Consider the following 22,110-nt stretch of genomic DNA (forward strand, 5'->3'; position numbering starts at 1 on the left):
TCAGGATATTAGTCGGACCGCCGTCCGGCAGGCCCCGCGCCATGCGCATCCGATGGCAGCGTCGGTATCCGGTGACGGATGCGTTCACGGTGCAGGATGTAAAGCCCGCTGGCGATCAGCACGCCCGACCCCGTCCAGGTCCAGGCATCGGGAAGGTCGCCCCACAGGACAAATCCCAGCGTCACCGCGAAAACCATGTTCAGGTATTTGAAGGGCACGACCAGTCCGGCCTCGCCATAGCGGAAGCTCTCGATCATCAGGAAATGCGCGGAGCCCAGCAACAGGCCCGATAGAGCCATCAGCGCCAGATCCTCGAAGGGAACCGGCATCCAGCCGAACGGCAAGGTGCACAGGCCCGCGGCCGTGGCCGCCGCCGTGCTGGTCGCCAACAAGGCGTTGGAATGTTCCGTCGCCGCCGCGCTGCGGGTAATCAGGTCACGCAACGCCCCCGCCAAGGCCGCCGCCAGGGGAAAGATCACGGCCCATTGCATGGCCTCTGTCCCCGGCCGGATGATGATCATCACGCCGATGAACCCGCCCATGACCGCCAACCAGCGCCGCCAGCCCACGGCCTCGCCGATCAAAAGCGGCGCCAGGGCCGTAACGAACATCGGTCCGGCATAGACCACCGCGATTGCGTCGGCGAGGGTCAGATGGCCCAGGCCGGTGATGAAAACAACGGTGCCGAACACGACCAACAGGCCACGCATCACGTGGAACCGGGCATTGCTGATCCGCAGGCTGGAAAGCCCGCCGTAGAACCGCACGAAAAAGGCGATGGCGACGAAGGCGAACATGCCGCGGATGAACAGAAGCTGGCCCACGGGATATCCCGACACCAGCCACTTCATGGCCGCGTCGTTGCCGGTGACCAGCAGGCCGCCCCCGATCATCGCCAAAATCGCGCGGCCGGGCGCGCTGGAACCTTGGACGGCGGTCATGAGAGGCATGGTCGGGACCCTTCGTTGGGTTTGGCGTATTCCGTTAGCCGTAGAGCTGATTGACGATGAACACGGCGGCGCCGATGCCCGCCACGTCGGCCAGCAGGGCCGCGAACAGAGCGTGGCGAATGCGGCGGATGCCGACCGCGCCGAAATAGACGGCAAGAACGTAGAACGTGGTTTCCGTCGACCCCTGGAAGGTCGACACCAGATAGCCGACCAGGCTGTCCGGCCCGTGGGCGGGGTCCTGGATGATCGAGGCCAGCACGCCGTAGGCGCCCGAGCCCGACAAGGGCCGCAGCAGCGCCATGGGCAGGGCTTCCGCCGGCAGGCCGATCAGGCTGGTCACGGCGCCGAGCGGCCCCACCACCGCGTCCATGGCGCCGGACGCCCGGAACATGGCGACGGCGGTCAGGATCGCCACCAGATAGGGGATGATGCGCAACGCCACGTTGAAGCCGTCCTTGGCCCCCTCGACGAAGCATTCATAGACCGCGACCCGCTTGGCCGCGCCGAAGCCGAGCAAGGCGACCATCAATCCGGGCACGATCCAGGGCGCGATCTCGCGCCCATAGACGACGGTCAGCGGCACCAGGGCGCCGACCGTCATCAGCGCCGTGACCGACACCCACAGGGGATACGCGTCCGACCCGGCGCCATCCGTATTTTCCGCCGCCTCCAGCATCGATTCCTCTGTCGGCGCGGCGGCCTCCGCCCCGTTCCCGGCGGGCCCCGACGAGGCCGCGAAATAAGGGGCCAAAAGCTTGGCCGTGATGATGGCGATGGCCGTCGAACAGATGGTCGCGAACAGGGTGGTCGGCACGATCCCGGCCGGGTCGGTCGATCCGGCGGCGGCGCGCAGCGCGATGACGCCCGTGGGCAGCAGGGTCACCGACGACGTGTTGATGGCGAGGAACAGGGCCATGGCGTTGGTCGCCGTGCCCTTGTGGGGGTTGAGGTCGTCGAGCTGCTGCATGGCGCGGATGCCGAACGGCGTCGCCGCGTTGCCGAGGCCGAGCGCGTTCGCCGACATGTTGAGGATCATCGACCCCATGGCCGGATGATCGGCCGGCACCTCGGGAAACAGGCGCACCATCAGGGGGCGCAGGACCTTGGCGATGATGCGCAGAAGGCCACCCTCCTCCGCCACCTTCATCAGGCCCAGGAACAAAGCCATCACGCCGACCAGACCGATGGCCAGCGTCACCGCCCCGCCGGCGGCGTCGATCATGGATTTGCCGAGCAGCGCCATGGGCGCTTCGCCGACACCGTCCCAGACAATCTGGCGCACGGCCCCCATGGCGAAGGCGACGGCGACGATGGCAAGGAAGATGACGTTCATCGCGGCGCGGCCCCATTGTCGTCCGCCGCCGTGTCGTGGACCGGGTCGGCCGCCATGACCGGGGCCCGGCGCAGAACCTCTCGGTGCAGAATGTACAGGCCCGAGGAAATGATCACCGCACTACCCGCCCAGGTCAGCCAATCAGGCAGGTCGCCCCAGATGAGAAACCCCAGGATCGCCGCGAAGAACAGGTTGCAGTAGCGGAAGGGGGCCAGCAAGGCCGCCTCGCCGAACTGGAACGCCTCAATCAACAGAAAATGGGCCGAGGTCCAGATCAGGCTGGCCATGATGATCATCAGCCAATGTTCGCCCGACAGCGGCGGCCAGTCGTAGGGCGGCACGAACAGGCCCGCGAGACCGACCACCACCATCATCGAGAACAGCATGGAATGCGTCGTCTCCCGCCCGGAAGCCCCCCGGGTGATGAGATCGCGGACGGATTCGCCGAACGCCGCCAGCAGGATCATCACCGCCGCCCACTGGAAGGCGTCACCCGCCGGCCGCACGATGATCAGCACGCCGATGAACCCGACAATGACCGCCAGCCAGCGCCGCCAACCGACGTTTTCGCCGATGAACACCGGCGCCATGGCCGTCAGCAGAATGGGGCTGGCGAACAGGATCGAGGTCGCGGTCGCCAGCGGCAGGCTGCCGATGCCGACCAGATAGGTGAAGGTCGCCACGGCCGCCATCAGGCCCCGCGCCGCATGCAGCCCCCATTTCTGAGGTTTGAGCGCCGCCGCCCCGCGCGTCCCCAAGGTCGCCATGACCAGGGCGAGGCCGGCGATGACGCCGCGAATGAACATGATCTGGCCCGGCGGCAAGTCGCCCGCCAGATACTTCAGACCCGCATCGGAAATCGTCAGAAGCGCGCCGCCGGCGACCGCCAGCGCGATGGCGCGGCCCGGCGCCGTGGAACCCTGCATGGCCGACATGATCGCCATCAGCAGACCCCCGCCGACACCCAGCCGCCGGCCGTCATGGCGGGGTTATCCTGTCCGGATAATCGCTGAACACGCTTTCCACGCCCCAGGCGAAAAGGCGATCCGCCGTAGCCTGGTCGTTGACCGTATAGACGCGGAGCGCATAGCCCGAGTCGATGATCCGCCGCGCCTGCTTCTCGGTCAAATGCCGGGCGCCGGCATGCAGCCCCGTGGCCCCCAGCGAATCGCAGCGTGCCTGCCAATCGCCGGGAACCTTGCCCACCAAAAGGGCCCGGGGAAATTCCGGCGCCTGATCGGCGGCGGCGGCCAGGGCCTTTTCGGAAAAACTCGACAACAGGGGGGCCGGAAGATTCCCCGGCCAGCTTTCCTGCAAGGTCTTGGCGACGATGACGCCCGTGGTCGCGTCCTGGTCGTTGGACGGCTTTATTTCGACATTGGCGCCGAGGCCCAAATGCCCGAGCACGGCCAGGGCCTGATGCAGGGACGGCACGTGTTCCCCCCGGAAGGCCGGGCCGAACCAGGCCCCGGCGTCGAGGCCGCGCAGATCGTCCCAACTGCGGTCGGCCAGGCGCCCCTTGCCGTCGGTCGTGCGTCCCAGGGTTTCGTCGTGGATCAGGACGGGCGTGCCTTCGGCCGTCAGCATGACGTCGAATTCAACCCAGGCCGCGCCCAGTTCATGGGCCTTGCGCAGGCCGGACAGCGTGTTTTCCGGCGCGTGGCCGGCAGCGCCGCGATGACCGATGACCTTCGGCAGCACGGCGTTGGGCTCGAGGCGGTGGTCGGTATTCAAGGGAGGATCCCTAACATGAAATTCGTTGTCTTTCTGCCGATCAGCGAGCAGTCTTACAAGACCTTTCTCGCAATCAACATGCAATGAATAAGAAAAGAGGTTTGGGATGGATGACACCCTGAAGGAACGGGCGCTTCGTTTTCATGCGGAGCCCGTGCCCGGAAAACTGGAAATCACCCCCACAAAACCCTTGGCGACGCAGAGCGATCTGGCTCTGGCCTATTCGCCGGGCGTCGCCTTCGCCTGCCTGGCCATCAAGGAAGATCCCGAGCAGGTCGCCAAGCTGACCGGCCGCCAAAACCTGGTCGCCGTGATCTCCAACGGCACCGCCGTTCTGGGCCTGGGCAACATCGGCGGCCTGGCATCCAAACCGGTGATGGAGGGCAAGGCCGTCCTGTTCAAGAAGTTCGCCGGCATCAACGTCTTCGATATCGAGTTGAACGAAACCGACCCGGAAAAGCTGGTCGACATCATCGCCGCCATGGAGCCGACCTTCGGCGCCATCAACCTGGAAGACTTCAAGTCGCCCGACTGTTTCATCCTGGAACAGAAGCTGAAGGCACGCATGGGCATCCCCGTGTTCCATGACGACCAGCACGGCACCGCCATCGTCGTCTGCGCCGCGCTGACCAACGGGCTGCGCGTGGTCGGCAAGGACATTTCGAAGGTCAAGGTTGTGTCCACGGGCGGCGGCGCCGCCGGCATCGCCTGCCTGAACCTCATGGTCTCCATGGGCTTGAAGCGCGAAAACATCACCCTGGTCGATCATGTCGGCGTGGTGTTCGAGGGCCGCACGGAGGACATGACCGAGCAGAAGGCCGACTACGCCGCCAAGACCAATGCCCGCACCCTGGCCGAGGCCGTGCGCGGCGCCGACGTGTTCCTGGGCTTGTCCGCCGGCGGCATCCTGAAGAAGGAAATGGTCGAGACCATGGCCGAACGGCCGTTCATCATGGCGCTTGCCAATCCGGACCCGGAAATCCTGCCCGAGGACGCGCGCGCCGCGAACCCGCAGGCGGTCATCTGCACGGGCCGTTCGGACTATCCCAACCAGGTCAACAACGTGCTCTGCTTCCCCTTCATCTTCCGGGGTGCGCTCGATTGCGGGGCGACGACCATCAACGAGGAAATGAAGCTGGCGGCGGTCAAGGCCATCGCCGACCTGACCATGGCGGAAAGCTCCGAAACCGTGGCCCGCACCTATTCGGGCGAGGACCTCAGGTTCGGCCCCGAATACCTGCTGCCCAAGCCGTTCGACATGCGCTTGATCGTCGAGGTCGCGACCGCCGTCGCCAAGGCAGCCATGGACTCGGGCGTCGCCAAGCATCCGATCGCCGATTTCGATGCCTACCGCGACAAGCTGGAACAGTTCGTGTTCCGCTCGGGCATGTTGATGAAGCCGATTTTCGAGCGCGCCAAGCAGGACCCCAAGCGTCTGGTCATCGCCGAGGGCGAAAGCCACCGGGTGCTGCGCGCGACCCAGGTCCTGGTCGACGAAGGCATCGCCAAGCCGATCCTGATCGGCCGGCCCGATGTGATCGAAATGCGCATCGAACGCCTGGGCCTGCGCATCCAGCCGGAGAAGGATTTCGAAATCTGCAACCCGGAGAACGACCCCCGCTACGAAGCCTATTGGCGCAGCTATCACGCGCTGATGGAACGCAAGGGCGTGTCGCCGGGGGCGGCGCGCCAGATCGTGCGCACCAACAACACGGTGATCGCGGCGACCATGCTGAAGCGGGGCGAGGCCGACGCCATGCTGTGCGGCGTCATCGGGCGTTACGATTATCACCTGCGCTACATGATGGACGTGGTCGGCAAGGCGCCGGGCGTGCGCGACGTTTCTGCGTTGAGCGTTCTGCTGCTGCCCAAGGGCACGTTCTTCCTGGTCGATACCCAGGTGACCGCCGATCCCTCGGCCGAGGAATTGGCGGAGATGACCCTGCTGTCGGCGGAATTCGTGCAGAGCTTCGGCGAAACGCCCAAGATCGCGTTGTTGTCCCATTCCAACTTCGGCGCCGACGACTCGCCCTGCGCCCGCAAGATGCGGGACGCGCTGCGCATGGTCCGCGAACAGGCCCCGGACCTGGAGGTCGAGGGCGAAATGCAGGCCGACGCCGCCATCGACGAGGACGTGCGCAACCGCGTGTTCCCCAATTCGCGGCTCAAGGGCATGGCCAACCTTCTGGTGTTTCCCGACCGCGAAGCCGCCAACAGCGCCTTCAATCTTTTGAAGTCACTGGACAACGGCCTGCCCATCGGGCCGATCCTGATCGGCACGGACATGCCGGCCCATGTGCTGACCAGCGCCGTGACGGCGCGCGGCATCGTCAACATGGCGGCCCTGGCCGTGGTCGACGCCCAGATCAGGCGCCGCCTGATCTGACCCCGGCCCGTCCACGCAGCCTAATGTCTGCGTGGAATCAACCCCGCCCCGTTCAGGAACTCGCCGAACTTGAGGTCCGCATGGACGATGTCGCGGATAATGTCGTGAAAGCAGATGCGTAGTTCGCGCATGCCGGCATAACCTTGCGCCTGCATCTCGGCGATCAGATTTTCGACCCGTGTCAGGCATTCCGCGTGATGATCGGCATGCCATTGCAGGCCGCTGTAGCCGAGATCCCGCATGAGGTCTTCCTCGTGACGGAAGTGGGCGGTCAGACGCTCCACGAAAATCCTGAACGGCTCTTCGAAATCCTCAAGCACACCGTCAACCAGCCGCGCCACGCAGGCGTTGACGATGTCGATCAGGCCCTGGTGCTGCGGATCAATGTCGTTGTAATGGATATAGAAGGTTGTCGGCAGCGCGAACACCTGCCGCTCTGCATCGTTTGTCATCGGCGGTCATCTCCCAGGCTGGCAACCCACTCGCCTTGCCGTTTCACTGCGAAACCGGATGAAGAAATTCCAATTCATCCAGTCAATTTTAGCGGGAGCTAATGATCCACAACTTTTCATCAATTATTTGTCTAGATTTAATAAACCCTATATTTTTCATGGGATTACATCATACACTGATACTACCTATACAATCAAACATCATGGAAATGGCGGCCAACAACATTCCGCGCCGGCCTGGGAATCACCCGATAACCGTGGGCACGCAGGAACAAGGATTACCCCCTCATCAAGGGTCCCGGACAGGTCGTCCGGCGGCCTGCGTACCGCGCCATTCCCAAGGTTGCCACGGAAAGCGCCGGTCACGGTCGCCGCGCCCCACTTTTGCCACTGGAAACGAGGCCCCGGATTGCCTACACCTAAAGGCAACCGACCCTATGACACCGACGACGGAGACTGACCGTGGCCTGGCATGGAAAACTGCTTCGGGTGAACCTGACCAAGGGCACCTGCACCCCGGAACCGCTCAACATGGACTGGGTCAAGCTGTACCTGGGTCAGCGCGGCCTGGGCACCAAGTATCTGTATGAGGAAATCGACCCCAAGGTCGATCCCCTGAGCCCCGACAACAAGCTGATCTTCGTCACCGGCCCGCTGACCGGGACTTGTGCGTCCACCGGCGGGCGCTATTCCGTGGTCACCAAGGGGCCGCTGACGGGCACGGTCGCGTGCTCCAACTCGGGCGGGCAGTTCGGCGGCGAATTGAAACAGGCCGGATGGGACATGGTCATCATCGAGGGCAAGGCGGCCAAGCCGGTCTATCTGATGATCGTCGACGATCAGGCCGAACTCCTGGACGCCGAAGGCTTCATCTGGGGCGAGACCGTGTGGGACACGGAAGACGCCATCAAGAAACGCCATCAGGACCCCTTGATCCGCATCGCCTCCATCGGCGGCGCCGGCGAGGGCCTGTCGCGCTACGCCTGTATCATGAACGACCGCGACCGCGCGGCCGGACGCTCCGGCGTCGGCGCCGTTATGGGGTCCAAGCTGCTCAAGGCCGTCGCCGTGCGCGGCACCACGGGGGTCGCCGTGAACGACCCCAAGCGGTTCCTCGACGTGACCCGTGAAAAACGCAAGATCCTGGACCCCAGCCCGGCCCGCGCGCGCTATTCCGGGCTCGGCACCATGGCCATGATGGACGTGACCCAGGCCCATGGGTCGCTGCCGACCCTGAACTGCCGCGAGGTTCAGTTCGAACACATCGCCGACGTCAACGTGAAGAAGCAGCATACGGTGCGCAAATCCGACGGCGAGGCCCCCTATCAGGGCAACAAGGCCTGCTTCGCCTGTTCCATCGGCTGCGGGCGCATGGCCAAGATCGACCCGGACCATTTCTCCATCAAGGGCAAGGCGCGCTATTCCGGCGTGACCGGCGGCCTGGAATACGAATCCGCCTATGCCGTCGGCCCGATGTGCGGCGTGCAGGACGTGGAGGCCGCGACCTATGCCTCGGCCCTCTGCAACGAACACGGCATGGACCCCATTTCCTTCGGCGCCACGGTCGCCGCCGCCATGGAGTTGTTCATGGAAGGCGCCATCACCACCGAACACACCGACGGCCGCGACTTTTCCTTCGGCAACGCGGAGGCCCTCTGTTGGGCGGCAGAAGTGACGGGCACGGCCCAGGGCTTCGGCAAGGACTTAGGATTGGGCGCCCTGCGGCTGTGTGAAAAGTACGGCCATCCCGAATTCGCCATGGTCGTGAAGGGTCAGGAATTCCCCGGCTACGACCCCCGTGCGATGCAGGGCATGGCGCTCGGCTACGCGACGTCGAACCGGGGGGCCTGCCACCTGAAGGCCGCCCCGTTCCAGGACGACTTCCAGCGCGTGACCCCGGACGGCAAGGCCAAGATCGTCAAGGACAGCCAGGATTACATCGCGGCCATCGATTCCTCCGGCCTCTGCACCTTCACCAAGGCGGCCTGGGGTGCCCCCGACTACGCCGACCAGATCGACGCCGCCTGCGAGGGCGACTGGACGGTCGAGCGTCTGCTGGAACTGGGTGAGCGCATCTACAACCTGGAACGCCTGTTCAACAACGCCGCCGGCTTCACCGCCAAGGACGACACCCTGCCCAAGCGGGTGTTGACCGAGCCGGCCAAGGGCGGTGCGGGCAAGGGCCATGTCGCGGAACTGGCCAAGATGCTGCCGGAATATTACGAGCTGCGCGGCTGGACCCCCGACGGTGAGCCGACGACCCAGACGCTGTCCCGCCTGGGCCTGGCCTGACCGGCGGGTATTTTCATGAACGTCACGGTCAAGCTGATCGCCATGGACCCGTTCTCCCCGCCGGGGTTCGACAGCAACGGCGTGGGCGCCTTCACACTTGCCGACGGCGCCAGCCTGGAAGACCTGATCACGCAACTGAAACTGCCCGACGGCATCGGCGAGGCCTATATGACCATGCTGAACGAGGACGCGGTGCCCATTGCCGGACGCGCGGGCGTGCCACTGTCCGACGGCGACGAGGTCACCGTGTTCCCGGCCATCAAGGGCGGGTGCTGACGGTCAGCCGGCGATTTCGACCTGCCAATGGTCACTCAGGTCTTCAAAATCCTGAATGCCGACCTTGTCCATCGAACTAAGCGAGATGATCTTGTCCACCGTCCCCGTTTCATCCACCACGGGCAGACGCAGGTTCAGCTTTTCCGCCATCACCCCTTCGACCCGTTCAAAGATCGTCATGAACAGCAGCGGGCGGACCTGAACGACCACTTCCCAGAACTGGCTGAACCGGATGTGCCCCGACTGATTGACCACATGTTCGGACAACAGCAGGCCGGTTTCCTCCCGCTTGAACAGGCGGGACAGCTCCGACCCCCAATAGCGGTATTTGAAATCCTTGCCGCCGTCGATGACGTCGACGACCGTCGACATGGGCAAAAGCTTGGGCGGAAAGGCCGACAGCTCAACGTCGCCCCAAACGGGCGCGTGGCGGTCGCCGCACCAACTCCGCCACAGTGCCAGTGCGGACAGCAGATCCTCGGATTTAAGATCCTCAAGGGATAGCGACACAAGCCGCGTGCCGTGAGGCTTGAATTCGGCCATGGCACCTCAAACGAAATGCGCGTTGCATTCGAAAAACCATAACACAATTCAGACCAAAATCGCACCGCCATCGCGATACGGGAAAAATGACCGGCCACGGCACCCGCCGGCTGGGTTTTCCCGCAAGCTGTCCGGTGGCCAGACGATCAGGCCGCGCGGACGTCGGCGAGGAAGCTTTCCACCTGTTTGCGCAGAAGGTCGGCCTTCTGGTTCAGGTCGGCGGCCACATGCTTGACCTCGGACGCGGATGTTCCCGTTTCCTCGGCGGCGGCCGTCACCTGGATGATGTTGGAGGTGACTTCCTGCGTACCGACGGCGGCCTGCTCGACATTGCGCGCGATTTCGCCCGTCGCCGCCCCCTGCTGTTCGACCGCAGCGGCGATGGCCGCGGCGATCTCATCCATCGACTTGATGGTATCGGTGATGGACCGGATGGCGGTCACGGCCTCCAGCGTCTCTGCCTGGATCGCGCCGATCTGCTGCTCGATGTCGCCGGTCGCCTTGGCGGTCTGGTTGGCCAGGTTCTTGACCTCCGACGCGACGACGGCGAAGCCCTTGCCCGCGTCGCCGGCGCGGGCGGCTTCGATGGTCGCGTTGAGAGCCAGCAGGTTGGTCTGCTCGGCGATGTCGGCGATCAGGCTGATGACGTCGCCGATCTTCTGCGCCGCATCGGCCAGCCCCTGGACCTGTTGGTCGGTTTGCGTGGCCTGGCTCACGGCACGACCGGCGATTTCGGCCGACTGGCTGACCTGCCGGCCGATTTCCTGGATCGAACTGGACAACTCCTCGGTCGCCGTCGCGACGGTCTGCACGTTGCCCGATGCCTGTTCCGCGGCCCCCGCAACCGTTGCGGCACGGGTATTGGTGTTGCCGGCGATCTCCGACATGGTGGCGGCCGTTGTCTCCATTTCCGTCGCCGAGGCCCCAAGCGCGCGCAACAGTTCGGTAACGTCGGCATCGAAGCTGCCGGTCAGCTCGACCAGACGGCGCGACCGCTCCTCGCGCCGCGCCGCCTCTTCCTGCTCGCGCGCCGCCAGTTCATCGGCCTTGATCATGTTCTCCTTGAAGACCAGGACCGCCTGCGCCATGTCGCCGACCTCGTCCTTCTGATCGCGGCCGGGAATCTCGACGGTCTTGTCGCCATGGGCGAGGGCCGTCATGGCCCGTGTGATGGCGCCGATCGGGCGGGAAATGCCCGTGCCGATCAACCATGCCGCCGCGATCCCCAGAACCAGGGCGACGGCGGCGGCGCCAACCATGGTGACAAGACCCTTGTGCATGGCGGCACTGGTGTCCGTGCCCAACAGATCCTGGTCCGTCTTGAATCCCAGCTTTAGTTCGTCCATCTGGGCGGACACGTCCGGGCCGATGGTATCCAACTGCGTCTCGATCGCCGTGTTGCGGGCGTTCACATGCTCGTAGACCTCTCGCAGGGTGGCGATGAACGCCTCGTGCTTGGCCGCCAGCTCCTCGGACATCTTGAGCCAGTCTTCTTCCAGGAAGTCGGCGACCATGACGGACTGGTTTGCCTTCATGGCGGCTGATTCCTTGATCGCGTTGTCGAACGATTCTTGATCGTTGGAAACAAGGAACGTGGCCGTGTTCAGCAGCATCAGCAACAAGTCGCGCTGCACCGTCGAGGCGTTATAGGCACCCGTGACGTCGATGGCGTCCTGAGTTTTTTTCTTTATGCCGGCGATAAGGTCCCGCATCTCGCGGCTGAGTACGTCGATCTTGTTTTGCACCAGATCATCGATGCGCGCCTGACGGCCCGCCACCTCATCGAATGCGGAGATATAGTTGGAAAGGTTGCGCCCGACCTCCTGGGCCAAGGCGTTTTCCTGCGGCTCCTTGATCATCTTGGTCAGTTGATCATTCAATTGGATGGTCAGTTGGGCCCGGTCTTTCACGGTCTCCAGGGTCTCTTCCGTCGCACTTTTGAGGAACTTGCGGATTTCCAACTGGGTTTCCAGAAGGCTGGCCTGAACCCGGGCCGCCTGATTGGTCTCCGTCGCGATATCCCGGTAACGTGCGAAATTGGCGTCGCCGTTTTTCAGGTTGACCCCGCCGGTCAGGCCGGTGACTACAAGAAGCGCCAGGACCACACCGAAGCCAAGCGAAACCTTCGTCAGAATCCTGACGTTATTGAGCGCATTCATCGTTAACTACCCTCTCTGCCGCATTTGCCCCCCCTGCCCAACAAGAGTGCGTTGTGGTTTTTTTTATTATTAGCGGAATCGATGATCGCGCGGGTCGGCGCGAAAGTCACGGACCAATAGGGTAAAATTTATATATATTGAGGATTATCTATTTATTACAATAGATTGAGCGGTGTCTTCAGGTAGGATACGCCGTTGTCTTCCGCCGGTGGCAGAGCGCCGCCGCGCATGTTGATCTGCACGGACGGAATGATCAACGCCGGCATGCCGAGCTTGGCGTCGCGGCCCTCGCGCATGGCGGCGAAAGCGTCGGCGTCCTTGCAGTCCTTGAGGTGAATATTTCCCGCCTTCTGCGCCGCGACGGTGGTGTGCATCATCACATCGCGCCCGCCCGGCATGTAGTCGTGGCACAGGAACAGGCGCGTATCGTCGGGCAGGGCGAGGATCTTCTGGATCGAGGCATAAAGCTGGCGCGCGTCGCCGCCGGGAAAATCGCAGCGCGCCGTGCCGTAATCGGGCGCGAACAGGGTATCGCCGACAAAGGCTGCGTCGCCGATCACGTAGGTCACGCAGGCCGGGGTGTGCCCCGGCGTGTGCATCACCCGCGCCGTCAGGTTGCCGATCTTGAATTCCTCGCCATCGGCGAACAGATGGTCGAACTGCGAGCCGTCGGTGGCGAAGGCGTCCTCGGCGTTGAAGATTTTCTTGAAGGCCGCCTGCACCTGGCCGACCTTGCCGCCGATGCCCAGGCGACCGCCCAGGCTGTCCTTCACGAAAGGGGCTGCGGTCAGGTGATCGGCATGGACATGGGTTTCCAGCACCCATTGCACGGTCAGATCGTCCTGGCCGATCTGGTTGACCACGGCTTCGGCACTTTCCCGATAGGTCCGCCCGGCCGCCGCGTCATAATCCAGCACCGGGTCGATCACCGCGGTGGCGCCCGTTTCCGGGCACATGACGATATGGGTGATGGTGAAGGTGCGGTCGTCGAAGAACGAAATAACCTTGGGATTGAGCGCCATGGACCCTGGAATTCCTACCCGGTGATTTTCCAATCTTCCGGTGTATTTACCAGCTTTCCAGGGCGGGAGGAAACCCCGGACGGCTAGGCCGTCCAAGTCTCGTGCAAGGTGACCTGAGGCAGCAAGGTTTCAGGCAGCGCCTCGATCCCCAGGCCCGGCGCGCTCCCCAATGCGATCCGCCCGTCCGTCATCGTCATGCCGGGAATGTCCGAACGCAGAGGATTCGGATTGGCATCGACCTCAAGCAGCCCCGGGCCGCCGACGGCGGCCAGCAGATTGGCCGAGGCCAGCAACCCGATGCCGCCGCCCAGATAATGGGGGCAGTACGTCCGCCCGCCCGCCAGAATGGCGCGGGCCACGGGCAGGCAGCCGGTGACGCCGCCCCATTTCGCCATGTCGGGCTGAATATAGGTAAGCGATCCCGCCGCCACGGCGGCGTCGAAGTCCTCCGAGCCCGTGAAGTTTTCTCCGGCGGCGAGCGGAACGCCGCCCTCTTTCGCCAGCCGTGCCCAGTCCCCCGCCGGCGCGTCGGCGCGCAGTGGTTCTTCCAGCCAATCCAGCCCCAGGTCCCGTGCCCCCTGGGCAAATTCCAGGGCCGCATCCAGGTCCCAGGCCTGGTTGGCGTCGGAAAACAGGCGTTCGCCCGGTTGCATCGATTCCTTCAGCGCCTTGACCCCGGCGATGTCCTGCGCCGTGTCGAAGCCGACCTTGACCTTGAAATTACGGAACCCGGCAACGCGAAACTCGGGCACCACGTCCGCCGCGATGCCGATATGGATGCCGCTGGCATAGGCGGGCACGGCGTCCGCCGCGTCGTCGGCGATGAAATGGCGCAGCGGCCGTCCGGCGGCGCGCGCCGCCAGGTCCCACAACGCGATGTCGAGCCCGGCGATGGCCTGGGAATAGGGCCCCGGTTCCCCGGTTTGCAGCACACGCACACGGGTCTTTTCCCACATCAGGGCATAGGCCTCGGCGGGCGATGCCAGATCACGCCCGGCCAGCAGGGGGGCCAATTCGTCAACGGCCATGCGGACCCGGTGTTCCGCGCCGCAACTGGGGAAGTTGCACCAGATTTCCCCGAACCCGAAGGCACCGTCGGCGCCTTCGACCCGCAGGAACACGGCCGGACGGTCGCGCATGATCCCGAACGAGGTTTCGACGGGGCGCTGGATGGCGACCCGCAAGGCCCAGACATCGATTCGGCGAAGGCGCAGCGCGCCGGCGGGAAAAGGCCGTGCCGTCGATGGCGCGGGATGACCGTTCATTGCCATGAAATTTCCTTCAGTGATAGACATCCATAAGTCCATACGACTATATTATCGGCACAACGTAACCGCAACGCCGGATCGACAATGATGCTGCCGCCCCGCGCCCGCCGCCACACCATGCCGCTCTACGCCCAGGTCGCCAACACTCTGCGCGGCGAGATCGAAGCCGGCATTTGGTCCCTGGGTCAGCAGCTTCCCGCCATCGACGACCTTGCCACCCGCTTCAACGTGGCGCGGGCGACCATGCGCCAAGCCATCGGGGTGATCGAATCCGAAGGCCTGGTCAAACGTCGCCACGGGCTCGGCACCTTTGTCGAGCGCGAGCCGCGGGAGCAACGCTGGCTGCCCCTGGCGTCTGACTGGAATTCCTTCGTGCGCATGGTCGAGCCCCTGCAACCGAAGCTGATCCTGGTCGAAACGGCTGAACGTCAGCCCCGCATCCTGGACGGCGAGGGCAAGCCGGCGACCGCCTATCAACATATCAAGCGCGTGCATTACCGGGATGACGAGCCGTTCTGCCTGATCGACATCTACCTGGCCGCCGACATCTACCTGCGGGCACCCGACCAGTTCCGCAGCAACATCGTCGTGCCCATGCTGGCCGCCATGCCCGACATCACCATCGGCAAGGTCCATCAGACCCTGACGGTCGACGGCGCCGGCCAGGAAGCGGCCGAACGCCTGGACCTTCCCTTGGGCGCCCCCGTCGCCAACGTGCGCCGGACCATCGGCGACCGGGCCGGCACCTGTATCTATGTTGCCGAGATCACCTATCGCGGCGACGTGGTCCGCCTTGAAATCGACTTGTCGCCGGCTTCGGACAGGGATATGGGATAGGCGCCCGGCGCGGGCACAGGAACCGGCCGCGGGCAATGCTCCGGCGGTCTCAACCGACGACACCACGACAAAAGCAACAAGAGCAAAAACCAAACTTCGATCACCAACCCCACCAGGAGGAAACAACCATGAAGACCACCCGACGCTCTCTCGTATTGACGGGGGCAGCCCTGGCGCTTGCCGCCGGCATCGGCATGACCGCCCAATCCGCGCCGGCCCAGGCCGAGTATCCGGAAAAGCCCATCAGCTACATCATCCCCTTCGGCCCCGGCGGCGAGTCCGACATCACCGCCCGCATGCAGCAGCCCTTCTTCAAGGACAAGTTCAACCAGGACCTGGTCATTTCCTACAAGCCGGGCGCCGGCGGCGCCGTGGGCTGGTCCGGCCTGAATTCGCTCAAGGGCGACGGCTACACCATGATGGGTGTCAACCTGCCGCACATCGTCCTGCAACCGCAGCAGAAGGACGTCGGCTACAAAACCGAAGACATCACCATGCTGTACTGGTTCCACTACACGCCCGACGCGATCGTGGTGACCGACGACAGCCCCTTCAAGACGCTGCAAGACCTGATCAAGTTCGCCAAGGAAAACCCGGGCAAGCTGATCTTCTCCGGCTCGGGCAAGGGCACGGCGCCGCATCTGGCGCAGGTCCGTTTCGACAAGCTGGCGGGCGTGAAAACCACCTACGTTCCCTTCAAGGGCACGGGTGCCAGCGTCGCCGCCCTGATGGGCAAGCAGGTGACCGCCGCCATGGCCTTCACCACCGTGGCCGCCAACTATGAAAAGACGCGCCTTTTGGCCGTCGCCATGGAAAAGCGCCACCCGCGCTTCCCGGACGTTCCGACCTTCAAGGAACTGGGCATCGACATCGTGTCCGGCGCCTATCGCGGCATCGCCGTTCCGAAATCGACGCCGGAACCGATCCGCCAGAAGCTGACGGCCATGATCAAGGCCGTCAACGAAGACCCGGCCTTCCTCAAGAAGATGGAAGAAGGCGGCTTCGCGCCGGTCGATTACGCCTACGGCAAGTCGGCGGACGACTTCCTGTCCTCCTTCGCCAAGGACGTGACCGCCGCCGCCAAGGAAGCGGGCATGCTGAAGTAAGCAGCCTTTATCATCACGGGCCGGCCCTGCCCGGTTTCCGGTCGGGCCGGCCCGTGATCGCTTACCCCTTTGGGGCCGCCTCATCGGCCCATTCAAATTTCCACGGAGACGTTTCATGGCAGGGCTTGAGCATCTGCTCACCGCGCTGACGCCGCTCAATCTGGCTTTCGCCTTGTTCGGCGTTGTCGCCGGCACGGTGATCGGCGCCATTCCGGGGCTGACCGCGACCATGTCGGTTGCGGTGCTGGTGCCCCTCACCTTCGCCATGCCGACCTCGTCGGCGCTTATTCTCATGGGCGCGATCTACACGGGCGCCATCTACGGCGGCGCCTATTCGGCGATCCTTCTAAACACGCCGGGCACGCCGTCCGCGATCGCGACCACTTTTGACGGATATCCGCTCGCCAAAAAAGGCGACGGCGACTACGCCATCACCATCGCCTGTCTGGCCAGCGTGATCGGCGGCCTGATCGGGGCCATCGCCCTGATGACCCTGGCGCCGCCGTTGTCCAAGGTGGCGCTCGCCTTCGGCCCGGTCGAGTATTTCTGGCTCGCCATCTTCGGCCTGTCGCTGATCGCGGCCCTGTCCGAGGGCAGCCTGTTGAAAGGCGTCGCCGGCGGCGCCCTGGGATTGTTGCTGTCCTGCATCGGGGTCGCCGAGGTTGCCGGCGACGTGCGCCTGACCTTCGGCTCGCAAACCATGCTCAGCGGCATCCAGATCGTCGCCGCCTTGATCGGCCTGTACTGCATCCCCGTGCTGATCGACCTTGTCGCGCAGCCAGGCCATCACCTGAAGGTCGAAACCGGGTCGCGCGGGTTCCGCCTGGGCGAGGCCGTGCGCTACCTGTGGGGCGACAAGATCAACGCTATCCGCTCGGCCGTGATCGGCACCGTCGTCGGCATCCTGCCCGGCGCCGGAGGCTCCATCGCCAGCCTGGTGTCCTATTCCGAGGCCCGGCGCACGGCGAAGCCGGGCCAGCAGTACGGCAAGGGCGAACCGGGCGGCATCATCGCCTCGGAATCGGCCAACAACGCCACGGTCGGCGGCGGCTTCATCCCGACCCTGGTGCTGGGCATTCCCGGCACGCCGCCGGACGCGGTGATCCTGGGCGCGCTGTTGGTGCAGGGTGTTCGCACCGGCCCCAGCCTGTTCGCCAACCAGGGCGAGATCGTCTACACCTTCATCTGGGGCCTGATCCTGGCGACCATTCTGATGCTGCCCACGGGGCTGTTCATCGGACGCTACGCCTACCGCACCATCATCACCCTGCCCAAGGCCCTGCTGGTGCCGGCCATCGCCTTCATGACGATCATCGGCAGCTACGCCATCCGCAACAACATCAGCGACGTCATCATCATGATCGTGCTGGGCGGGTTCGGCTGGATCATCGGGCGGTTCGGCTTCACGGCATCGCCCATCGTGCTCGGCCTGATCCTGGGCCCCATCGCGGAATCGGGCTTCGTGCAGGCCTGGACCATCGGGCGCGCGACGGAGAACCAGATGGGCATGTTCTTCGGCCGGCCGATCTCCATCGCCATCATCGTGTTCACCCTGTTCACCCTGCTGAGCCCCTTCGTGCTGGCCCGGCTGAAGAAGATCAAGGATCAGGCCCATGCAGACTGACGTTCGGAAAGACACCGGCGGCGCCGTCATCTCGGTCTTCATGATCGGCATCGCCTGTCTGGTGATCTGGGATTCCCTGAGCTACATGGACGCGGATTCCGCCGTGTTCCCGCGCACCTTCGCAGGCGTCCTGATCGCGGCCTCCCTGGTCTATATCGTGATGTGGCTGTTGGGCCGGGCCAAGGCCGGTGCGGCGCCGGAAGGCGGATCGGCGACGCGGCGCATGCTGCTGGTCGCCGTCATGCTGGGCGGCACCATGGCGATGCCCGTGGTCGGCTTCATTGGTGCTGCCCTGCCCGTATTCGCGGCCCTGACCCTGATCGCCATGTACGATCCCTGGACCCGCTTCCGCGTCCTGGTCTACCCGCTGATCGGCACCGCCATCGTGCTCGGCTTCTTCTACCTGTTCCGCGAGGTATTGCTGGTGCCGCTGCCCACGGGCAGCCTGTTCGAGGGCTGATCGCCCCGAACAGGCCATCCGACAGGTTAGGGCACGATCGCCGCGCGCAGGACCGAACGGTCGGCGGCGCGGGCGAAGGCTTCGTCGAGCTGATCCAGGGTGAACTTGGAATCGACAAGGTCCTTGAACGGGAACCGGTCGCGGTTTGCCATGACGAAGTCGAGCGCCTGCACCAGATGGCGGGGGTGGTAGTTGTGCACCCCCCGGATGGTGATCCAGCGGCGCAAAATCTCGTTGCCATCGACGGTGAACATGGCGTTGGGATTGACCAGTCCGCCCAGAACGTAGCGCCCGCCGACCCGCAGCATCTTGAGACCCGCCGGAATGACCCCGGGCAGGCCACAGACCTCGATCCCCACGTCGGCCCCGTCAGGCGGGCATTCGGCGCGCACGGCGGCGATCAGTTGTTCATCGCTCAACTTCGAGACGTCGAAGGTCACGTCGCAGCCGAACTTGGCGGCCAGGGTCAGGCGGTCGGGCACGGCGTCCAGGCCGATCACCTTGCGCGCCCCCCGCGCCTTGGCGATGGCGCACCCGTACAGCCCCAACAGGCCCAGGCCCTGGACGACGACCGTGTCGCCGACGTCGATCTCTCCGGCCTCGGTCACGGAAACCATGGTCGCGGCCCCGCAGTTGAGCGGCGTCGCCTCCTCGTCCGTGATCGCGTCGGGCAGCTTGAGGATTCCCGTGCCCGGCATGATGTAGCAATAGTCCGCGAAACCGCCCAGGAAGTGCGGGTCTTCCTCGGCCAGGTCGTGGCCGTATTTGCGCAGGCCATGGGCCTTTTGCGGCATGTCGTGGACGTCGGCGTAATAGGAATCGCCGTCGTGGAAGAACTCGGTCCAGGTCACGCGGTCGCCCACGGCGAGCCTGTCGCCGCGCAGGTCGACCTCGCGTTCGGCGCCCAGCTGTTCGATCACGCCGACGATCTCGTGGCCCAGGATGCCCGGGCAGGGATTGGGCCGATGGCCCTGGTAGGAATGGATGTCGGACCGGCAGATGGTCGACATGGTGATGCGCACCAGGACCTCGTCCGGATGGACGTCGCGCACGGGAAATTCGCGGACGACAAAGGGCGCGTTCGGCGCATCGTAGACGACGGCCCGGCCATTCTTCTGCATTCTGTTATCTCCGTTCATCGGATGGCGCCGCTGGGGGCGCCGTTTGGAATTGGCAAAGTACCGGCGCCCGTCACTTCATCTTCATGACGGTGTTGCGCGCCCAGGCGGACAAAAGTTCGGAAATCAGGACCAGGACGATGATCGACAGGATGATCGCCGCGACCCGTTCGGTTTCGATCTGTAGCACGCTGCGCTTCAGGTACCAGCCCATGCCGCCGGCCCCGAAGAAGCCGACCACCGTCGCCGCCCGGAACGCCACGTCCCAGGTGTAGATGGCGATGCCGGTGAAGGCGACGCGGACCTGCGGAAACACGCCGAACACCATGACCTGGAACAGGTTGGCGCCGGTCGCCCGCATCGCTTCGACCTGCCCCATGTCGATGGCCTCGATCTCTTCGGCGAACAACTTGGCGGCGAACCCGGCGCTGAACAGGGTCAGGGCCAGCACGCCCGGCAGCATGCCGTATCCCAGGATCGAGACGAACAGGATGGCCCAGATGGTCTCGTGCACGGCCCGGCAGGACATGGAGAACATGCGGGCGCCCGGATACACGAACAGCCTGGACGGCGTCATGTTGTAGGCCGCGAACCAGGCCAGCGGGATGGTGATGAGCAGGCCGAACAAGGCCCCCAAATAGGCCATTTGGATGGTTTCGACCACATAGCCCAGGTAATCCCGGTCCATGATGTAGTCGATGTCGGCGGGATAGTAGCGTTGCGCGATGACCTCGCCCATGCGCCCGAACATACCGAGCAGACGGTCCAGGGGAATGTTCAGATATTCGATGCTGAACACCACCACGGAAAAGGCGATGAGCCACGCGCCGTAGCTGTACAGCGATTCCGGATGTTTGTAGCGGGACCACCGTTTCGGGATGGCTGGTGCCTGGGGGGCGGGGGATGCGTTGCTGGACATGTTGGCTGACATTTCGGCGGCCTCCTAGATCATGCGCCGGCGGATCGCGTGAGAGATCGCCTCGCCCAGGAAAATGATGGCCAGAATGGCGATGATCACCGAGGTCACGCCGTGGAAGTTGAAGGTGTTCATCTGGCGGAAGAACACCAGCCCAAGCCCCCCGGCGCCGACCAGGCCGAGCACGGCCGAGCGGCGGATGTTGATCTCCCATTCGAAGATCACGGTGCCGATGACCTGTGGCAGGACCTGCGGCAGGATGGCGTAGAGCATGACCTGAAACGTATTGGCGCCGGTCGCGCGCATGGCTTCGACGGGTCCCGGATCGATGTCCTCGATAGCCTCGGCCGACAACTTGGCGATGAAGCCGATCGAGCGCATGGCGATGGCGAACACCCCGGCCATGGCGCCCAGGCCGAACACGGCGACGAAGAACAGGGCCCAGACGATTTCGTGGACCGAGCGGCTGAGGGTCATCATCAGACGCGCGATGGGGTATGTAATCGGCGCAAAGGGCGTGATGTTCATGGCGCCGAACCAGGTCGCCGGCACACAGAGAACCGCGCCCATCGCCGTGCCCAGACAGGCGATCAGCAGGGTTTCCAGGGTTGGGCCGAGGAGGCTCGGGAACAGGGAAAAATCGATCCCGGCGAACTGGCCGGCGGCCTCCATGACCTCGCCCAGGCTGCCGATGCGCGCCCAGTCCGTATCCTGGATCACGGTGACGTCGATGCTCCAGACGACAAGTCCGAACAGGACCACCGCGATGACGGCGGTTTTGCGCTGGCGCCGGGTGCGGCGGGCCAGGATGTCCTCGGTTCTCATGTCCATGACACGGTATCCTGTGGCGTTGTCCATTCCCCGCGCCTCACAGAACTTCCATGGCGTAGATCTCGTCGAGCTTCGCCTCGTTCATCTGTTCCGTCGGGCCGGCGAACATGGTCATGCCGTCCTGCAGGCCGATCATCTTGTTGCAGAATTCCATGGCCAGTTTGACGTCGTGGATATTGCACAGGCAGGGCACGTTCAGCTCCTGCGCCATTTCCTTGATCAGGGCCATGATCTCGCGCGAAATTTTGGGATCGAGCGCCGAGGTCGGCTCGTCCAGCAGCATCAGTTTGGGGTCCTGCATCAAGGCCCGGGCGATGCCGACGCGCTGACGCTGGCCGCCGGAAAGCTCATCCGCGCGCTTGTCCACATGGTCGGACAGGCCGACCCGGTCGAGCAGATGCAGGGCATGGTCGATGTCCTTGCGCGGGAACATGCGGAACAAGGTGCGCAGGTTCCCGGTGTAACCAAGGCGGCCCGCCAGCACGTTGTCCATCACACTCATGCGGTCGATCAGGTTGAATTCCTGAAAGATCATGCCGATGTCGCGGCGCACCAGGCGCAGGTCTCTGCTCGACATCTTGGTCACGTCGTGTCCGTTGAACACGATGGACCCGGACGTCGGATTGACCAGCCGGTTGATACAGCGGATCAGGGTCGATTTTCCGGCGCCGCTGGGGCCGATGATGGCGAAGAAATCATCGCCTTCGACGTCGAAGGATATTCCCTTGAGGATTTCCGGGCCACGGGCGCTGTAGCGCGCACGCAGGTCTCTTACTTCCAAGACGGCCATGATGTGTCATCCA

20 protein-coding genes are annotated in these 22,110 nt (G+C 64.3%); 7 read left to right on the forward strand and 13 right to left on the reverse strand.

Annotated elements, in window-relative coordinates:
* Positions 1-8: 8 nt before the first annotated feature.
* Genes RJ527_01450 through ugpQ form a run of 4 tightly spaced genes read right to left on the reverse strand, consistent with a single transcriptional unit; the run spans position 9 to position 4,017 of the window.
* A complete protein-coding gene (locus RJ527_01450; GenBank protein ID WND76422.1) occupies positions 9-950 on the reverse strand; it encodes a DMT family transporter in 942 nt (313 codons plus the stop codon).
* 34 nt (positions 951-984) lie between these two features.
* Positions 985-2,283: a nucleoside recognition domain-containing protein gene (locus tag RJ527_01455; GenBank protein WND76423.1), complete on the reverse strand. Its 1,299-nt coding sequence runs from the start codon at positions 2,281-2,283 to the stop codon at positions 985-987.
* The gene (locus RJ527_01460; protein WND76424.1) at positions 2,280-3,227 is read right to left on the reverse strand and encodes a DMT family transporter; all 948 of its coding nucleotides are present in this window, start codon (positions 3,225-3,227) and stop codon (positions 2,280-2,282) included. The genes RJ527_01455 and RJ527_01460 overlap by 4 nt, the downstream gene beginning before the upstream one ends.
* 34 nt (positions 3,228-3,261) lie before the next feature.
* A complete protein-coding gene (ugpQ, locus tag RJ527_01465) occupies positions 3,262-4,017 on the reverse strand; it encodes a glycerophosphodiester phosphodiesterase (GenBank protein WND76425.1) in 756 nt (251 codons plus the stop codon).
* A gap of 106 nt (positions 4,018-4,123) precedes the next feature.
* Here ugpQ and RJ527_01470 point away from each other — a divergent pair, with 106 nt between their 5' ends.
* Positions 4,124-6,403, forward strand: coding sequence for an NADP-dependent malic enzyme (locus RJ527_01470; protein WND76426.1), 2,280 nt, complete (start codon positions 4,124-4,126; stop codon positions 6,401-6,403).
* A 20-nt stretch (positions 6,404-6,423) separates the two neighbouring features.
* On the opposite strand, the gene RJ527_01475 is transcribed toward RJ527_01470, so the two are convergent.
* Positions 6,424-6,855 (reverse strand): hemerythrin family protein, encoded by a 432-nt coding sequence (locus tag RJ527_01475; protein WND76427.1) that lies wholly within the window; start codon positions 6,853-6,855, stop codon positions 6,424-6,426.
* Between the two features lie 462 nt (positions 6,856-7,317).
* Here RJ527_01475 and RJ527_01480 point away from each other — a divergent pair, with 462 nt between their 5' ends.
* Together RJ527_01480 and RJ527_01485 are read left to right on the forward strand one after the other, a co-directional pair.
* Positions 7,318-9,147 (forward strand): aldehyde ferredoxin oxidoreductase family protein, encoded by a 1,830-nt coding sequence (locus RJ527_01480; GenBank protein WND76428.1) that lies wholly within the window; start codon positions 7,318-7,320, stop codon positions 9,145-9,147.
* A gap of 15 nt (positions 9,148-9,162) precedes the next feature.
* On the forward strand, positions 9,163-9,423 hold the full coding sequence (locus RJ527_01485) for a MoaD/ThiS family protein (protein ID WND76429.1): 261 nt from the start codon (positions 9,163-9,165) through the stop codon (positions 9,421-9,423).
* 3 nt (positions 9,424-9,426) lie between these two features.
* On the opposite strand, the gene RJ527_01490 is transcribed toward RJ527_01485, so the two are convergent.
* From RJ527_01490 to RJ527_01505, 4 genes are all read right to left on the reverse strand, one after another.
* Positions 9,427-9,966 (reverse strand): hypothetical protein, encoded by a 540-nt coding sequence (locus RJ527_01490; protein ID WND76430.1) that lies wholly within the window; start codon positions 9,964-9,966, stop codon positions 9,427-9,429.
* A 146-nt stretch (positions 9,967-10,112) separates the two neighbouring features.
* A complete protein-coding gene (locus tag RJ527_01495) occupies positions 10,113-12,125 on the reverse strand; it encodes a methyl-accepting chemotaxis protein (GenBank protein WND76431.1) in 2,013 nt (670 codons plus the stop codon).
* Positions 12,126-12,280: 155 nt separating this feature from the next.
* Positions 12,281-13,147: an MBL fold metallo-hydrolase gene (locus RJ527_01500; protein WND76432.1), complete on the reverse strand. Its 867-nt coding sequence runs from the start codon at positions 13,145-13,147 to the stop codon at positions 12,281-12,283.
* 83 nt (positions 13,148-13,230) lie between these two features.
* Positions 13,231-14,412 carry a mandelate racemase/muconate lactonizing enzyme family protein gene (locus tag RJ527_01505; GenBank protein WND76433.1) on the reverse strand — a complete coding sequence of 394 codons (1,182 nt, stop codon included), beginning with the start codon at positions 14,410-14,412 and terminating at the stop codon, positions 13,231-13,233.
* Between the two features lie 87 nt (positions 14,413-14,499).
* Between RJ527_01505 and RJ527_01510 the strand changes: the two genes are divergently transcribed.
* The 4 genes from RJ527_01510 to RJ527_01525 all read left to right on the forward strand — a co-directional run bounded on the left by RJ527_01510 (position 14,500) and on the right by RJ527_01525 (position 18,442).
* Positions 14,500-15,252 carry a GntR family transcriptional regulator gene (locus RJ527_01510; GenBank protein WND76434.1) on the forward strand — a complete coding sequence of 251 codons (753 nt, stop codon included), beginning with the start codon at positions 14,500-14,502 and terminating at the stop codon, positions 15,250-15,252.
* A 128-nt stretch (positions 15,253-15,380) separates the two neighbouring features.
* Complete coding sequence (locus RJ527_01515) at positions 15,381-16,358, forward strand: tripartite tricarboxylate transporter substrate binding protein (protein WND76435.1); 978 nt, start codon at positions 15,381-15,383, stop codon at positions 16,356-16,358.
* Positions 16,359-16,473: 115 nt separating this feature from the next.
* Complete coding sequence (locus RJ527_01520; GenBank protein WND76436.1) at positions 16,474-17,982, forward strand: tripartite tricarboxylate transporter permease; 1,509 nt, start codon at positions 16,474-16,476, stop codon at positions 17,980-17,982.
* On the forward strand, positions 17,972-18,442 hold the full coding sequence (locus RJ527_01525) for a tripartite tricarboxylate transporter TctB family protein (GenBank protein WND76437.1): 471 nt from the start codon (positions 17,972-17,974) through the stop codon (positions 18,440-18,442). Before RJ527_01520 ends, RJ527_01525 begins: the two co-directional genes overlap by 11 nt.
* Positions 18,443-18,468: 26 nt before the next feature.
* Here RJ527_01525 and RJ527_01530 read toward each other — a convergent pair whose 3' ends face one another.
* The 4 genes from RJ527_01530 to phnC form a co-directional block, all read right to left on the reverse strand.
* The gene (locus tag RJ527_01530; GenBank protein ID WND76438.1) at positions 18,469-19,563 is read right to left on the reverse strand and encodes a zinc-binding dehydrogenase; all 1,095 of its coding nucleotides are present in this window, start codon (positions 19,561-19,563) and stop codon (positions 18,469-18,471) included.
* 70 nt (positions 19,564-19,633) lie between these two features.
* Complete coding sequence (gene phnE, locus RJ527_01535) at positions 19,634-20,491, reverse strand: phosphonate ABC transporter, permease protein PhnE (GenBank protein ID WND76439.1); 858 nt, start codon at positions 20,489-20,491, stop codon at positions 19,634-19,636.
* A 12-nt stretch (positions 20,492-20,503) separates the two neighbouring features.
* Positions 20,504-21,307: a phosphonate ABC transporter, permease protein PhnE gene (phnE, locus tag RJ527_01540; GenBank protein ID WND76440.1), complete on the reverse strand. Its 804-nt coding sequence runs from the start codon at positions 21,305-21,307 to the stop codon at positions 20,504-20,506.
* Positions 21,308-21,344: 37 nt separating this feature from the next.
* Positions 21,345-22,097 (reverse strand): phosphonate ABC transporter ATP-binding protein, encoded by a 753-nt coding sequence (gene phnC, locus RJ527_01545; protein ID WND76441.1) that lies wholly within the window; start codon positions 22,095-22,097, stop codon positions 21,345-21,347.
* Between the last annotated feature and the right edge of the window lie 13 nt (positions 22,098-22,110).

The sequence above is a fragment of the Thalassospiraceae bacterium LMO-SO8 genome, assembly GCA_031655335.1.
Lineage (GTDB): Bacteria > Pseudomonadota > Alphaproteobacteria > Rhodospirillales > Casp-alpha2 > UBA1479.

Coding starts and splice junctions, on each gene's coding strand:
- RJ527_01450 (WND76422.1), bottom strand. CDS start 950: ATGCCTCTCATGACCGCCGTCCAAGGTTCCAGCGCGCCCGGCCGCGCG.
- RJ527_01455 (WND76423.1), bottom strand. CDS start 2,283: ATGAACGTCATCTTCCTTGCCATCGTCGCCGTCGCCTTCGCCATGGGG.
- RJ527_01460 (WND76424.1), bottom strand. CDS start 3,227: ATGGCGATCATGTCGGCCATGCAGGGTTCCACGGCGCCGGGCCGCGCC.
- RJ527_01470 (WND76426.1), top strand. CDS start 4,124: ATGGATGACACCCTGAAGGAACGGGCGCTTCGTTTTCATGCGGAGCCC.
- RJ527_01475 (WND76427.1), bottom strand. CDS start 6,855: ATGACAAACGATGCAGAGCGGCAGGTGTTCGCGCTGCCGACAACCTTC.
- RJ527_01485 (WND76429.1), top strand. CDS start 9,163: ATGAACGTCACGGTCAAGCTGATCGCCATGGACCCGTTCTCCCCGCCG.
- RJ527_01490 (WND76430.1), bottom strand. CDS start 9,966: ATGGCCGAATTCAAGCCTCACGGCACGCGGCTTGTGTCGCTATCCCTT.
- RJ527_01495 (WND76431.1), bottom strand. CDS start 12,125: ATGAATGCGCTCAATAACGTCAGGATTCTGACGAAGGTTTCGCTTGGC.
- RJ527_01500 (WND76432.1), bottom strand. CDS start 13,147: ATGGCGCTCAATCCCAAGGTTATTTCGTTCTTCGACGACCGCACCTTC.
- RJ527_01505 (WND76433.1), bottom strand. CDS start 14,412: ATGAACGGTCATCCCGCGCCATCGACGGCACGGCCTTTTCCCGCCGGC.
- RJ527_01510 (WND76434.1), top strand. CDS start 14,500: ATGATGCTGCCGCCCCGCGCCCGCCGCCACACCATGCCGCTCTACGCC.
- RJ527_01515 (WND76435.1), top strand. CDS start 15,381: ATGAAGACCACCCGACGCTCTCTCGTATTGACGGGGGCAGCCCTGGCG.
- RJ527_01520 (WND76436.1), top strand. CDS start 16,474: ATGGCAGGGCTTGAGCATCTGCTCACCGCGCTGACGCCGCTCAATCTG.
- RJ527_01525 (WND76437.1), top strand. CDS start 17,972: ATGCAGACTGACGTTCGGAAAGACACCGGCGGCGCCGTCATCTCGGTC.
- RJ527_01530 (WND76438.1), bottom strand. CDS start 19,563: ATGCAGAAGAATGGCCGGGCCGTCGTCTACGATGCGCCGAACGCGCCC.
- phnE (WND76439.1), bottom strand. CDS start 20,491: ATGTCAGCCAACATGTCCAGCAACGCATCCCCCGCCCCCCAGGCACCA.
- phnE (WND76440.1), bottom strand. CDS start 21,307: ATGGACATGAGAACCGAGGACATCCTGGCCCGCCGCACCCGGCGCCAG.
- phnC (WND76441.1), bottom strand. CDS start 22,097: ATGGCCGTCTTGGAAGTAAGAGACCTGCGTGCGCGCTACAGCGCCCGT.